Here is a 13,246-nt window from a genome sequence, read left to right as displayed (position 1 = left end):
CTCTTCTTATTAGAAAAGCGATCGTTCCTTTTTAGTCGAAGGCTCTTCTTTGAATTTTTTGTCCTTGGCTTTCAATGATTTCTTTGAACCAATAGTAAGACGCTTTTGGTTTTCTGATCTGATCCTTTTCAAAATCAACCGCTACTAATCCATAACGTTTCTCCACGCCATTTTTCCATGAATATAAGTCAAATGAAGCCCAAGCATAGTAGCCGCGAATATCTACGCCGCGATCCATCGCGTTCATAATCGCATTGATGTGATCATTCATAAAGGAAATGCGATAGTCATCATTCACCTGCTCTACCGTCACATCTTCTCGGACACCCACACCATTTTCTGTTACATAGATCGGCAGGTGATAGCGATCCCAAGCTTCAATCAAGCCATCCTGCAGACCTTTTGGATAGATTTCCGTGTCCCAAGCAGTAAACTCACTATTTGGATCTTTGACTTGTTCGAACCAGCCTTTGATCACTACTTTGCTTTCACCTTTTTTTCCTGAGTGATTAAATACTAGCTGTGTTTCGCCTCCGGTATAAGGTTTCACCAAGGTCCGGGCATAATAATTTAGTCCAATAAAATCAACGGTATTTTCTTTCATGATTTTCAACTCTTCTGTTTTCATAAAGCTGATATCATAATCTTGAGCTAATTTCGCTACTAGATCAATTGGAAATTCCCCTAAAGCTGCGGTATCTAAAATCCAATTATTACAATAATTATCGGCATAGCGCATAGCGATCCGAGTTTCGATCGTATCATCTACACCATTAACTGGGGTGTAGCTGTGAACAATTCCTATCTGTCCTTGATAATTTCCTGCTCTAAACGCTCGTACACCTAAAGCACTCGCTAACATTACATTATAAGCACCAATCATCGTCTTCTGAACATCCTGCAGGCCTGGCGGATAATTCCCGATGAAGTAGCCGTTGGCAATAAACCATTTAGGTTCGTTAAAGGTCGTCCAATTCCGAACCTTCTCACCAAAATGCTCGAAGCAGACCTTTGCTAAATGTTCAAAAGCATAAGCGACTTGGGCATTCAGCCAGCCACCTTCTTCTTCCCAATATTGCGGCAAGTCCCAATGATAAATCGTTACGAAAGGCTCAATATCATACTTATGACAAGCATCTAGCAGGCGTTGATAAAAGGCGATTCCTTTTTCATTGATGTCCCCTTCTTTGTTTTTGATGATTCGCGGCCAAGAAAGAGAAAAACGATAAGAATTCTGTCCGCCTTCCTTCATCATCCGAATATCTTCTTCAAAATGATGGTAATGATCACTAGCGACATCGCCGTTCTCCAAATCGTTCTCATGTAAATAGCGATCCCACATTGATTCTGCTTTATCGTCTACATTCCAAGCACCTTCACACTGATAAGAAGCTGTTGCGCCACCCCATAAAAAATTTTTATCCATTACATCGTCTCCTTCCATTTATATAGCTCACCAAACTCACCGATCATATCGACTGCGATCGCTGTCGATGTTAAATGCCCTTCGGCGTGAACAAGCAGCAAATCAATTTCATCCATACGCTCTTCCGCAGAAAGCTTGCGTAGCATCTCTGCATGGGCTTTATGTGCCAGCTTGATTTCGCTCTTTGCCGATTGATATTTTTCTTCGAATGTCTGAAAGTCGCCTTGTTTTACTGCTTGCAATGCTTCATATGAATCACTTTTCGCATTTCCGGCATGCAAAATAATCGCCATCGATTCCATTTCCGTTCCAATTTTTGCTTCTCCCAAGAAACTCCCTCCTCTTCTTTCTATAGTCCAACTATAAAGCGTTTTCTTAATTGGTTAAAATTTTTATTTTCCACATTAAAGTGGAAATTCCCTTTCCGCAATCTCACTATTCGAACAATTTTGGTAAAAAAAGAGCCGCACATTTGTGCGACTGCTTTTAAATGGTTTTGATTAATTTTAGCTTGATAAAATGTCCTTCGGTAGATTCCAAAATCTGTTCTATCTTATAATGAGGTACAAAATTCGGTTCATCTAGTTCCAAAAGAGTGACTTCTTTTCCAAACCCAGGAACCCCTACGACTAAATTCTGAGTTTCTAAATGTAATTGCATCACGTTCTGCAGTTGTTCTGAAAATTCTAATAAAGCTTTTTTATCCTTGCTTTGGCGCCAAGAGTATTGATGCAGCAAACGCAAGCCATTCCGTAAAATCCTATTATGGACCGTCTTTTGTTGAATTACTTCTTTCCACATGTCTAATTACTAAGCTGCCTTTTCTTCTACTGTCACCGTTACTCGAACACCTAGGTTCCGACCCGCTTCAATCAGCTGCTCCGCTATTTCTGAAGAACAAGCCAAATAGAAAACAAAAGCTGTATAGTCTTTCGAGAACTTCTCTAAAAATTTTTTCCCTTCATCTAGTAAAGCTTTTCCAGTTAAGCTCTCATAAAAAATAACTTGTTTATTACGTAAAAAAGTTTGCGGCAATTGTTTCTCTACCCCTACAACCGCTACTTTTTCGCCTTGGTATTGGCGTTTGATGTGATTCCATATTTGCTGTGTTGGTTCCGCTTTCTTTTCAAGAATGAACAATGTATTAACTCCCTTTCAGTTTAAAATCATTGCTTGCAGGAAATAGTCCTGCGGCTTGTAAATCATGCAAGACCATCACCTCCCATTCTTGCTAAAAAATAACAAACCATATTATATCCATCATACCAGCTTCTTTTTTTAAAGCAAGTAAAAAAAGACCTTCAAGCTTTTTACACTTGAAAGTCTCAACGATTACAATTGTTCCTCTTCAACCACTTCATATTCATATGGTGATCCTTCATAGAAGAATTGAGTAGAGACGGTCGCTTCATTATCCATCGCGATCAGCTCTTTACGGAAAGGAAATCTAACCGCCAGACCGTTGGCTGTCTCTTCGCCAGGTAGAATGTAAAACAATTTGTCATCTGGTGTCGGTTTGTTCAATTGCTCCATGACTTGATCGATCACTTGCTGCTGATTGATCGTCGCTGCCTTTGCGACCTTTTTATAATCCTCTAAAAATACTGCTTGTCCTTCAAAATACGTCATATCCATTTTATTCACCCTTTCAGCTTAACTGTACCATCTGTCATCAAAATCCTAAACTATCACGCTTATTCCGTTAAATCCAGACGCCCAGCTTCCGTTTGGAAAACCGGCCAGCTGCCTGTAAGCTCCAGACGAATCAGCGTCAATTCAGGATACTTCTGAATGGCTTCTTTTATTGATTCAATTAATTGCCTTTGCTTTTTTAAGTGCTCATCAAAGGACAAAAGCTTGTCTTGATCAAGAATCTCACGATACGCTTGATTTGCTTGAACAATCTCGTGAAAAGCGGCTTTGAAGACGCGCTCGATTTTTCGCGCGAACTTCGCTTCATTGTCAGTGGTATAAGCCACTTCTGTCTTTTCCGCTAAAAATGTTGCGTAGACCAGCGGAACTGTGGAGACTGGTTTAACCGGTGACACGTAATAAAAGGCCTCCTCCAAAATATCTAATGAAACGGTCAGCTTCATGCTTCTTCCTTCTTTCTATTTTAAAAAATCGATAGTCTCTTTTCTCGTTTCGATTATAGCATTGCCGCGCGAATTTTTACTTTGATTTACCTCCAATAAGAAAGGCGAAGCCCACTCATGGATACGAAGCTCAAAAAAAGCTGTCGAAAATCGACAGCTTTAGATCATTACGGTCATCGCAGCGGCAGCTAGAATCAATACCAAGCCGATGATTGTAATCGTCATTTCCTTTTTGGTTTTCTTCTGTCCCAAGAACCAGATACCGGTTAAGGTTGCTAAGACAACTGAAGTTTGAGACAAGATGAATCCTGTTGCTAACCCGTTCATATCAGGTTGAGCAGAAATCAAGTAAGTCAGTGCGGCAAAAGCGAAGAAAAAGCCAGAAAAAATATGCTTGTAGGATACGGCTTCTGCCAAGGCAGATTTTTCTTTGTCCTTCACGCTTAAAATCACGGAGTAAACAAGCGCCACTAAAAGCATACCAATCGCCTGCGGCAAGAATGCGTGCATACCATCAATACTCGTCGCCTGCGGTGCAGCTGAATAAGCCCAATAGCCGATTTCACCGACCGCTAATAATAGCACTGCTTTTTTCAAAATGCTGGCTTTTTCCTGTGTTTTTTCTTCTGTCCACACGGTCATCCAAGCGCCCAAGATAATCAGTACCAAAGCCAACCCGCCTAATAGTTTCGCACCGACTCCTGGCCAATCACCTAAGGCAAAGACACCCCACAAGGAAGCACCTAATAACTGAAAAGCTGTTGTGATCGGCATCGCCCGCGAAGAGCCGACTAAAGTAAACGATTGAAAGGTAATGATCTGAGCGATAGCCCAGCCTACACCCGAAAGAATGGAGAAAACCAGATCCATTCCTGTTGGAAGCCCCATTCCATTAACTACTGCAAAAATTAACGCAAAGATCAAAGTCCCTAAAGTTGATCCAAGTATTTGATTTACTGGACGCCCGCCAATTTTTGACGCGATGGTTGGGTATAGCCCCCAACCAAGTAACGGTCCTAGTCCAATCAAGATCGCTGTTGTATTCATCGTATTTCCTCCTTGTAGCGCAGCTTAAAAGACAACGCCGCTTTCCAATAAAATGTTGGCGTATGGCGTCATTTCCCCTGTCCGAATAAATGCCCGACTGTCATGCAGTGCTGCTTTCATTTCCGTATGAGGAATAAACGTTACAGGCGTTTCAGGTAAACGTTCTTGAATTTTTTTCAGCATTTCAGGATTTTCTGTTTTGATTTCTTCCGCCAAATAAATTCGCTGAACCGCTAATTCTTCTAATACATTGTTCAACACATCCATAAAGCTGGGGATTCCGTTATCGACAGCCAAATCAATTTTTTCAGTGGTCATTGGAACCGGCATTCCAGCATCCCCGATGCTTAGTTGGTCAAAATGCCCCATTTGAGCAATAACGCGTGAAATATCTGAGTTGATGACTTTACTTTTTTTCATGATAAAGATCCTTTCTTTACTTCAATTCATTTTTGTAGGGAATAGATGGTTGTGCCCCAAAACGTTGGACAGTCACGGAAGAGGCTTTGTTTCCATATTTGATCGCTTCTTCTAAATTGCTGAAATCTTTTTCTAATACACTGCTCATAGCACCAATGAAGGTATCTCCAGCCGCAGTAGTGTCGACTGCGTTTACCTTGAAGGCAGGTACAATGCCGCTGCGTCCTTGTACATCATAAAAAGCGCCTTTGCTTCCAATGGTGATAATCACTGCTTCGATGCCCAATTGATGCAAATGTTCCGCTGCCGCTTTCAAGCTGGATTCATCGGACACTTGGATACCTGTCAAAATTTCAGTTTCCGTTTCATTTGGAATGATCATATCAGTCACTCTTAATAGTTCTTCAGGCACATCTTCTAAAGCAGGAGCTGGATTCAGTATCGTTTTCACACCTGCTTCACGAGCGATGGAAAAAGCTTCGATCGTACTTTCTAAAGTGCTTTCAAATTGAGCAACAACAAAATCACTAGCTTTGATTACCTCTGCATGCTCTTTTACTTGCTGCGGGGTGAAGGCATTGTTGGCCCCAGAATGGATCATGATACTATTTTCTCCTTGGTCATCAACAATGATATAGGCTTGACCTGTCGCCTGTTTTTCTAAGGTTTGAACTCCAGAGAGATCAATTCCTTCTTCTGATAAAAGCTCCCGCATCATTTCGCCTGATTCATCATTGCCAATTGCACCAATGAAATTAGTCACTGCTTCAGAACGTTTTGCCGCAACGGCTTGATTGGCTCCTTTTCCTCCACCAGCAGAAAAGATTTCTTTCGTATGCATGGTTTCACCTGGTTTCGGCATTTGTTTCACCCGAATCGTACGATCAAGGTTGATACTTCCAATGACTGTAATCGTATTCATTTTATTCACTCCATTTCTTTTTCTTCTGAATCATTCCATTTGAGTTTGAATTAAAACGTTTTATTAAAACGTTTTAATTCGACACCAAAAATATAGCACAGCTTGAAAGCTATTTCAAGTGTGCAGTTGAAAAACGTTGAATTAATTGAACAGGTAATGTTTTTTCTTCCCAATCTTTCGACGGCTGCTCGATTCTTTCCAGCAATAATTCCGCTGTTGTTTGCCCCAACTCATAGATTGGTTGAGCAATTGTCGTTAGCTGCGGCGTCACATACTCGCTCATATCGATGTTGTCATAGCCGATCACACTGTAGTCTTGTGGAATTTTTTTCTTAAGCTCTGCCAGACCTAGATACAGGCCAAAGGCAATCTCATCATTAATCGCAAATATCCCAGTCACCTCTGTCTCAACAATTGCTTTGGCTGCTTGACGACCGCCGATTTTAGATAGCTCTCCATAGACTTGAACAGCATCAGGGTAAATTTCTTTAAAGCCCGTCAGCCGTGTTTTGATATTCTCCGTCGCATCTTCAGGTAAGACAACGGCCACCTTTTTGTGTCCTAATTGCTGCAAATGCTCGCCGGCAATTTTTCCACCTGAAAAATCATCCGTCAAGACCGCATCACTGAAGCCCTCTGCTTTCTTTTGGTCCAGCACGATATACGGCAGATTCTTTTTCCGTAAGGTTTCATTGATCGCTTGATTGGAGATCGCTGAACTAGCGATGATAAACCCATCAACGCCTCGACGACTCAGCTCCTCTAAATAATCGGTTTCTTTTTTTGTATCCAGATCAGCATTACAAAGCATCGTCACAAAATTTTCGCGATACAAAATACCTTCGATTCCGCGAACCAGCGTTCCAAAAAAGGGATTCGTGATATCTGGAATTAACACACCGATCGTTTTGCTTTTTTTCATGATCATGCGGCGTGCGAAATAGTCTGGTTCATAATTCAGCTCCGCTTTTGCTGCCAGCACTTTTTCGACAGTTTTGGGGCTGAATTTTTGTTCGTTGCCGTTTAGGATCTGAGAGACTGTTGCGATTGATACCCCAGACTGTTTAGCAACATCTTTAATCGTGATTTTTTTATTTTTCATCTGATTTCTCCTGTTTCAAACTCTGCTACATTTTCTCATGGATAGTTGCTTCTGTAAATACACCTCTCAGCAACTTGCTATGGACTTGAATTTTTCTTATACTGCTTATGGTATCTTCATCAGGTATCAGATCCATCATGTTCAATTTAACAAGTAGTCTACACAATAATATATTCTTGGTTCGCTAGACAATGTTTATCAGCTTACCACAAGAAGAGAGGAAACAAATGAATAAATCAACGAAAATCATTTTAGGGATCATCCTAATCCTAGTAATAGTGCTCATTGCAGCAGGGAATTATTTTTATTCTTATGCCGTTGTTCCAGCGAAAAAAGATTTTCTAGCCAGTGGGTCGGAGAAAAAATCAGCGGAACGGATTCGTGCGGAAGACTGGTTCAATGATAAAAACAATCGCAGCGATTGGCAGCTTACCTCAAACGATGGCTTGAAATTATCGGCTTACTATCTACCTGCGAAAAAAGAGCAACACAAAACAGCGATTATTGCCCACGGATATATGGGACAAGCTACAGATATGCCGCAATACACGAAAATCTATCATGACCTTGGTTATAATGTGTTAATGCCTGATGCTCGTGGACATGGCAAAAGCGAAGGGGATTACATTGGATTCGGCTGGGATGAACGAAAGGATTATCTCCAGTGGATCAATCGGATTATTAAAAAAGACCCTCAGTCAGAAATCGTTCTTCACGGAGTCAGCATGGGCGCTGCAACCGTCATGATGACCAGCGGAGAAAAATTACCGGATAACGTCAAAGCATTCGTTGAGGATTGTGGGTACAGCTCGGTGAAAGGTGAATTAGGCTATCAATTGAAGGAAATGTTCAACCTGCCGGCCTTTCCTTTAATTCCAGTGACTAGTTTGGTCACAAAAGTACGTGCCGGCTACTTTTTTGGTGAAGCAGATACAATTAAGCAATTGAAAAAGAATACTCGGCCAATGCTCTTTATTCATGGTGATAAGGACGATTTCGTTCCATATTTCATGCTGGATGAAGTCTACAAAGCGACGAAAGGACCAAAAGAACAGTATGTCGTTCACGGTGCCAAACATGCCGAAGCATTAAGCAGTAATCCCAGCATGTACCAGAAAAAAGTCACGGAGTTCATCCAAAAATATGTCCCTTAGAAAAATGGGCTTTTTACGAAAAAAAACGAGACCTCAATGTGTCTCGTTTTTTGCTTGTTCCAATAAGTATTCCGCAAGACTATCTGTTACGGTAATATGAGTAAAAATTTTGGTCTTTGTGCCTACATACAGTACATCTTTTTTACTATCCTCGTAGCAGGCAACCGCGACATTAGCAATTTTTCGTACGTCCTCAACACCTAATCCAATGACATTCTCGTTGATTTCACAAGCGACTTCCCGTCCCGCCTGATCAATAAACTTCGAATTAACGTCGCCAATCACATCTAGCTTCTCCAGCTCATCAATGTCCTGTTGGTCCACATAGCCAATCTCTGTCATTGTATTGTTTTTAGAAAAAGGACTCGCAATTCCAACTAAAGCGAAATCAACATTTTTCCCTGCCTCCAGCACATCATGGATACCATCATTTTCAATCAAACTTTTTTTGATAAAGGCATTGTCCACTAATGCCGGTGCATATAAATATTTACATTTAGCACGCAACTTTTTGGATAAATCGTAAGCCAATTGATTGGAGTGGACATCTACCATCTCAGAGCCTAAACCACCAATCAATGGAATGATGGTCGCATCCGCATGATTCTCATAAGGGTATTCATCAACAATGCCTCGCAGCATTTTTCCCCACGAGAGTCCGATTGTTTTGGCCTTTGCGATTTCTTTTTGAAAGGCGGTAATCGCTGTTTGAACGAGTAAGCGTTCAACTTCATCCTTTCGCAAGCTGCTGGTATCCAGCACTGCGGCTTTTTTCAACCCGAATGTTTCTTCAAGAGCCAATTCCAATTCAATCGAATAGGCACTCTCACTCTTAATAAAAATATCAACAATACCTTCATTTTTTGCGTCATTCAAATATTTTGAAACCAGTGAACGAGAGATTCCCAGACGTTTGGCGATCTCCGACTGTTTCAAACTCTTTTTGTAATACATCGTAGCTACTTTTACGATATCTCGATTATGTTTTATAGCCATTGTGATCCCATCCTCTGAACAACTTTTTATTTTCATTCACCATACGGTTTGATTCTACCAGAATATCCGTAGAACTAGTGGGGACAATTCTTTTTTTCGCAGCTAACATTGATAACAAAAGAATTTTCCTGTCGCAAAAAATTCATTTCTTTTCCCACACAATCCTCTGCTGACTAACACCTCTTAGCCGTAAAACCACAAATGAGGATGTGCTTTATTGTAAGCACATCCTCGACTTTTTTCTAAAGAATCTCGATCACGCCACCAATTTCAAAGTTAGGGAAAGTACCTGGACTAACAATAATTGCTCCTGGTAAGATTTCCCCGATCGCGTTCCGAAAATAAATCGAAATATGTCCTAATTCTTCAAAATTTGCATTTGCTTGCGAACCCACTTCTTCAATCGTAAACTCTTCGTCACCGAATTTGATTTTGCCGCCTACTTTTAACGCATCTTTAGGGCGATCTTCAAACTCATGAATCACACAAATATCTCTCAGCTCTGCGGTCGCAGAGGGGCCAAACAAAATAATCAATCGTTCTTCTTCAAATGCTGGCACCATACTGCCAATTTCAATAATTTTTGATTTTACCATCAATCCATACGCTCCATTCAAACAATTTTTAATACATTCCGAAACTAGCCAACCAAGCCAAAATTACCGCTGTAAAACCTGACAACATACGGCTATACAGAATCGCTGGTACCCCGACAGATACGGTTTCTGGTTTTGCTTCTCCTAAAGATAACCCTACTGGAATAAAGTCACAACCCGCATGTGCACTAATTGCAAACAATGCTGGCAAAGCATATTGTACAGGAATTGAGCCATTAGCGATCTGTGTTCCGATCAATACTCCAATAACCTGAGAAATTACTGCCCCTGGCCCTAAGATTGGAGATAGGATCGGGATACTACATACTAAAGCCAAGACGATCATACCTGGTAACGACCCCGCTAGAGGAGATAATACTTTTGCTAACCAGTCACCAATCCCAGTATAATTGATGATCCCAACGATCATACTAATGAACGCCATGAATGGAATAATATTTTTCAATAGCATATCCACTGCATCACGACCCGATTGATAGAAGGTACTCATCACTCCACCGATTCCCCGAGAGAAACGAACGAGGAAGCTGTCTTTCTTCGCTTGCTCTTCCTTGTGCTCTTCTTTGATTTTCGAGTATCTTTCTTTGAACTCTTCTTCAGATTCACGGCCTTCAGTGATTATTTTTTCAGTAGCCGCTGCTGATTTTGCATCTTCCGCGTGTCCATGATCGATTGCCGCCATTTGACGCTCTTCTAAATCCGCATCTTCTACTAGAGAAACATCTTCTGGTCGAACCCCTGAAACAAAAATATCCTCAGTAATGTGTTTTGATAACGGACCTGATGGAGAAGATGGCAATACATCCACTGTTGGGATGCGTTTCATCGGATAAACGCCGATTCGCGCGGTCCCGCCGCAGTCGATAACCGCACATAATGTTTCTTCTTCAGGAATTTGATTCTTAAATCCGTCACAAGCGATTCCTCCAGTTAAATCCGCAATTTGCTGCGCAACCGGATGAATCCCGCCGCCTGTTACAGAGACAATTTTATTTTTTTGATCTGTTGGAGTTAACGTCCAGCCTACTCCCCAGCCTTTATTTCCAGGTTTAACAAATACTGTTTTGTACATTACGATTCCTCCTTTATGCTGCAGCTTTCTTCGCTTCTCTAGCCATCATGAATTTTGTCAATCTTTCAGTAACGATTCCCCGCATCAAGATGACAACAACACCTACTAAGAAATAACGAACGGCCAAACTTGATTGACTGAACCCTGCCTCCGTAACACCGTTAGCGATCCCAAGATAAACAAATAATTCACCAGCATTTGCGTACGGGAATAATCCTGTTACCGGATGGACAAAAGATACTGCGGCATCATAAAATGCAGGTTTTTCTTCTTCACGAACAAACTTTCCAAACGTATAAGCCATCGGGTTTGTTAACATCAATACTGCTAGAATCGGCATCAAAGAGTACCGTAGAATCATATATTTTGAACAATAGCGAATGGCTCTGTCAACACGTTCTTCCCCGATAAATGAGATAACTGAATAAGTAAATGTTAAAAGTACAATTAATAGTGGAACGATCCCAGTCATATATCCCATAAACTGTTCACCGCCGGCTTCAAACATACCAATAAAGTTTTTTCCTGCCCACTCGATATATTTCATAAATAAAACCTCCTAATTCATTTTAATGTCTTCTTTTTCAATTTCCTTGGTTTTCATCACAAAAGAAAAACTAGGTAACCGCTTCCAATTTCCGTGAGTAAATTTTTGAGAGTGCTTTTTCGATCTGTGGTGCTCGCTTATTTTGCGCTGCTTGACTATAAACTGTAGCTAAATCAGTTCCACAATACGATTGTTCCTCTTTAAAACGAGCAAAAATCGTCAATCCTTTACAGATATAGCACTGAATAACTTTTCCATCAGGGTCAATTACAACTGCCACTATCATCCGCAACACTTTTCCCTTAACAACTTCGGTATAAAATTCATACTCAGTTCCTGCTTGTTCAGTAGTGATTTTTTTGATGAAGCTCTGATAGTATTTCACCTGAACAATACTTAGAAGACTTTGACTAAGCATCAAAACAATCAACACAATAACTAGTCCGCTCATAAGCTACATCCTCTCCAAAAGCAGATGAGGAAAACCCCATCTGCTTCAATTTGCCTTACTCACCAAACGTTGAATCTTGTAATTTACGTAAACGATAAACCGTTGTTGATTCATCAATTTCAATATCATCATAAGTTAAGAAAGTACCATCTTTAATGTCTCGTTTTGCTACAGATGATCCACCAACTAACCCTATTGGTACATTGTTGTTCTTCACTAGATCTGCATGTGTTTCTAACACACCGCGTACACAATAGCCGCCGATCCCATCGATTTTTTCGCCAGCTTTAATATCCTTCTTCGCTACTGCAACGGTTTCAGAAATAGGAGCGCCTAATGGAACGATCGCATGATCATGATTTAATACTGCTTTTGCAATCGTGATCGGTGTTTCTAGACTTGCTAAGTGATATGGACGATATAAAATGTGATGGTCGCGATCGCCCTTCTTCATCAGGTAGCTTAATTCATGACGAGCGCCATCATTCTGTCCTTTGACGATTACAAAGACACCTGGTGCTAAGCCATCCACGTATTCTACTACACCATACTTATCTAAAACCCCGCCGTTTTCTTTTAAGTCTAAATCTTTAACGACTGAATCAACGTCTCCGCTAATTCCATGCATTCCTACTTTATCAGGAATAAAGCCGATGGCATTTGATAATAAGTTCATTTCAGCCATGGTCTTTGTGCCATCTTGGAAAGCAGCCAGCATATGACTAGACATTTGTTTTGAATCTGCTTCTGCCTGAGCAGTATCTGGATTCGCACCGACCTTCAACTTGTTGTTCTTTCCTTTACCTGCGACTAACACTTCCATTCCCATACTTTTCGCGAATTCAAATAATTCTGTCGTCGCAGCTGGTTCGTCACCATCTGACCCTGTGTAAACCAGGTTCGCTGAATCGTACATTTTCTTCATCAATGGTCCGATTGTAATGTCAACTTCCACATTCAATAGAACAATGTGTTTTTTCGCTAACAATGTTTCTAACGAAATTTGTGCGCCTACTTCAGGTACTCCAGTCGCATCAACAATAACCTCTACCTTATCCGAATGAATGATTTCTTTAAAATCTGAGCTGACTAGAATATCTACCTTTTTCTCTGCGCTTGCATTGTACGCATCCGCTGCTCGCTGTGCAGCGTCTTTGTTGATATCACTGATGCCTGTTACTGCCATCCCTGGAATCGTCGAAATCTGAGCAATCATCCCAAAACCCATTTGACCTGCACCAATTACCCCAACCTTGATTGGCGCACCATTTTTTTCTCTTTCCAAAAGCTTCCCATAAAGTGTCATTATTACCCCTCCATACTTTTTTGACATATGACAAAGCCTTTGACATATGCCTTAAGACACCTTTAGTATAACACCACACAAACACATGTC

Annotated in this window: 17 protein-coding genes; 1 reads left to right on the top strand and 16 read right to left on the bottom strand. The window is 40.9% G+C overall.

Going from position 1 to position 13,246, the window contains the following annotated elements; all coding sequences use genetic code 11:
* Positions 1-31: 31 nt before the first annotated feature.
* The 10 genes from RV13_RS13065 to rbsR form a co-directional block, all read right to left on the bottom strand.
* A complete protein-coding gene (locus RV13_RS13065; protein ID WP_010747353.1) occupies positions 32-1,426 on the bottom strand; it encodes a glycoside hydrolase family 1 protein in 1,395 nt (464 codons plus the stop codon).
* On the bottom strand, positions 1,426-1,755 hold the full coding sequence (locus RV13_RS13060) for a PTS lactose/cellobiose transporter subunit IIA (protein WP_010747354.1): 330 nt from the start codon (positions 1,753-1,755) through the stop codon (positions 1,426-1,428). The genes RV13_RS13065 and RV13_RS13060 overlap by 1 nt, the downstream gene beginning before the upstream one ends.
* Before the next feature lie 157 nt (positions 1,756-1,912).
* A complete protein-coding gene (locus RV13_RS13055) occupies positions 1,913-2,227 on the bottom strand; it encodes a hypothetical protein (RefSeq protein WP_010747355.1) in 315 nt (104 codons plus the stop codon).
* A gap of 9 nt (positions 2,228-2,236) precedes the next feature.
* Positions 2,237-2,566, bottom strand: coding sequence for a hypothetical protein (locus tag RV13_RS13050; protein ID WP_010747356.1), 330 nt, complete (start codon positions 2,564-2,566; stop codon positions 2,237-2,239).
* Between the two features lie 192 nt (positions 2,567-2,758).
* A complete protein-coding gene (locus tag RV13_RS13045; protein ID WP_010747357.1) occupies positions 2,759-3,061 on the bottom strand; it encodes a DUF5960 family protein in 303 nt (100 codons plus the stop codon).
* Between the two features lie 59 nt (positions 3,062-3,120).
* Positions 3,121-3,522 (bottom strand): hypothetical protein, encoded by a 402-nt coding sequence (locus tag RV13_RS13040; protein ID WP_010747358.1) that lies wholly within the window; start codon positions 3,520-3,522, stop codon positions 3,121-3,123.
* 159 nt (positions 3,523-3,681) lie between these two features.
* Positions 3,682-4,569 (bottom strand): ribose/proton symporter RbsU, encoded by an 888-nt coding sequence (gene rbsU, locus RV13_RS13035; protein WP_010747359.1) that lies wholly within the window; start codon positions 4,567-4,569, stop codon positions 3,682-3,684.
* A gap of 24 nt (positions 4,570-4,593) precedes the next feature.
* A complete protein-coding gene (gene rbsD, locus RV13_RS13030; protein ID WP_010747360.1) occupies positions 4,594-4,989 on the bottom strand; it encodes a D-ribose pyranase in 396 nt (131 codons plus the stop codon).
* Positions 4,990-5,005: 16 nt separating this feature from the next.
* Positions 5,006-5,911 carry a ribokinase gene (gene rbsK / locus RV13_RS13025; RefSeq protein ID WP_010747361.1) on the bottom strand — a complete coding sequence of 302 codons (906 nt, stop codon included), beginning with the start codon at positions 5,909-5,911 and terminating at the stop codon, positions 5,006-5,008.
* A 109-nt stretch (positions 5,912-6,020) separates the two neighbouring features.
* Positions 6,021-7,013, bottom strand: a complete 993-nt coding sequence (gene rbsR, locus RV13_RS13020) for a ribose utilization transcriptional repressor RbsR (protein ID WP_010747362.1) — start codon at positions 7,011-7,013, stop codon at positions 6,021-6,023.
* Positions 7,014-7,240: 227 nt separating this feature from the next.
* On the opposite strand from rbsR, the gene RV13_RS13015 reads away from it, so the two are divergent.
* A complete protein-coding gene (locus RV13_RS13015; RefSeq protein WP_060789496.1) occupies positions 7,241-8,167 on the top strand; it encodes an alpha/beta hydrolase in 927 nt (308 codons plus the stop codon).
* Between the two features lie 33 nt (positions 8,168-8,200).
* Here RV13_RS13015 and RV13_RS13010 read toward each other — a convergent pair whose 3' ends face one another.
* The 6 genes from RV13_RS13010 to RV13_RS12985 form a co-directional block, all read right to left on the bottom strand.
* Positions 8,201-9,163: a sugar-binding transcriptional regulator gene (locus tag RV13_RS13010; protein ID WP_010747364.1), complete on the bottom strand. Its 963-nt coding sequence runs from the start codon at positions 9,161-9,163 to the stop codon at positions 8,201-8,203.
* Between the two features lie 242 nt (positions 9,164-9,405).
* Positions 9,406-9,759 carry a PTS glucitol/sorbitol transporter subunit IIA gene (locus tag RV13_RS13005; protein ID WP_010747365.1) on the bottom strand — a complete coding sequence of 118 codons (354 nt, stop codon included), beginning with the start codon at positions 9,757-9,759 and terminating at the stop codon, positions 9,406-9,408.
* 28 nt (positions 9,760-9,787) lie between these two features.
* Complete coding sequence (srlE, locus tag RV13_RS13000) at positions 9,788-10,852, bottom strand: PTS glucitol/sorbitol transporter subunit IIB (protein WP_060789497.1); 1,065 nt, start codon at positions 10,850-10,852, stop codon at positions 9,788-9,790.
* A 13-nt stretch (positions 10,853-10,865) separates the two neighbouring features.
* On the bottom strand, positions 10,866-11,399 hold the full coding sequence (gene srlA, locus RV13_RS12995; protein WP_010747367.1) for a PTS glucitol/sorbitol transporter subunit IIC: 534 nt from the start codon (positions 11,397-11,399) through the stop codon (positions 10,866-10,868).
* 70 nt (positions 11,400-11,469) lie between these two features.
* The gene (locus RV13_RS12990; RefSeq protein ID WP_010747368.1) at positions 11,470-11,850 is read right to left on the bottom strand and encodes a transcriptional regulator GutM; all 381 of its coding nucleotides are present in this window, start codon (positions 11,848-11,850) and stop codon (positions 11,470-11,472) included.
* Positions 11,851-11,905: 55 nt separating this feature from the next.
* A complete protein-coding gene (locus RV13_RS12985; RefSeq protein WP_010747369.1) occupies positions 11,906-13,156 on the bottom strand; it encodes an NAD(P)H-dependent oxidoreductase in 1,251 nt (416 codons plus the stop codon).
* Positions 13,157-13,246: the final 90 nt, after the last annotated feature.

Source organism: Enterococcus raffinosus (assembly GCF_001886185.1).
GTDB classification, from domain to species: Bacteria; Bacillota; Bacilli; order Lactobacillales; family Enterococcaceae; genus Enterococcus_A; species Enterococcus_A raffinosus.
The sequence above is the reverse complement of the archived record's forward strand: the minus strand, read 5'-3'. Positions and strand labels throughout refer to the sequence as shown.

Bases quoted from the DNA above. Each gene is read 5' to 3' on its own strand.
- RV13_RS13065 (WP_010747353.1), bottom strand. From the start codon at position 1,426: ATGGATAAAAATTTTTTATGGGGTGGCGCAACAGCTTCTTATCAGTGT.
- RV13_RS13055 (WP_010747355.1), bottom strand. From the start codon at position 2,227: ATGTGGAAAGAAGTAATTCAACAAAAGACGGTCCATAATAGGATTTTA.
- RV13_RS13045 (WP_010747357.1), bottom strand. From the start codon at position 3,061: ATGGATATGACGTATTTTGAAGGACAAGCAGTATTTTTAGAGGATTAT.
- RV13_RS13040 (WP_010747358.1), bottom strand. From the start codon at position 3,522: ATGAAGCTGACCGTTTCATTAGATATTTTGGAGGAGGCCTTTTATTAC.
- rbsU (WP_010747359.1), bottom strand. From the start codon at position 4,569: ATGAATACAACAGCGATCTTGATTGGACTAGGACCGTTACTTGGTTGG.
- rbsD (WP_010747360.1), bottom strand. From the start codon at position 4,989: ATGAAAAAAAGTAAAGTCATCAACTCAGATATTTCACGCGTTATTGCT.
- rbsK (WP_010747361.1), bottom strand. From the start codon at position 5,911: ATGAATACGATTACAGTCATTGGAAGTATCAACCTTGATCGTACGATT.
- rbsR (WP_010747362.1), bottom strand. From the start codon at position 7,013: ATGAAAAATAAAAAAATCACGATTAAAGATGTTGCTAAACAGTCTGGG.
- RV13_RS13015 (WP_060789496.1), top strand. From the start codon at position 7,241: ATGAATAAATCAACGAAAATCATTTTAGGGATCATCCTAATCCTAGTA.
- RV13_RS13010 (WP_010747364.1), bottom strand. From the start codon at position 9,163: ATGGCTATAAAACATAATCGAGATATCGTAAAAGTAGCTACGATGTAT.
- RV13_RS13005 (WP_010747365.1), bottom strand. From the start codon at position 9,759: ATGGTAAAATCAAAAATTATTGAAATTGGCAGTATGGTGCCAGCATTT.
- srlE (WP_060789497.1), bottom strand. From the start codon at position 10,852: ATGTACAAAACAGTATTTGTTAAACCTGGAAATAAAGGCTGGGGAGTA.
- srlA (WP_010747367.1), bottom strand. From the start codon at position 11,399: ATGAAATATATCGAGTGGGCAGGAAAAAACTTTATTGGTATGTTTGAA.
- RV13_RS12990 (WP_010747368.1), bottom strand. From the start codon at position 11,850: ATGAGCGGACTAGTTATTGTGTTGATTGTTTTGATGCTTAGTCAAAGT.
- RV13_RS12985 (WP_010747369.1), bottom strand. From the start codon at position 13,156: ATGACACTTTATGGGAAGCTTTTGGAAAGAGAAAAAAATGGTGCGCCA.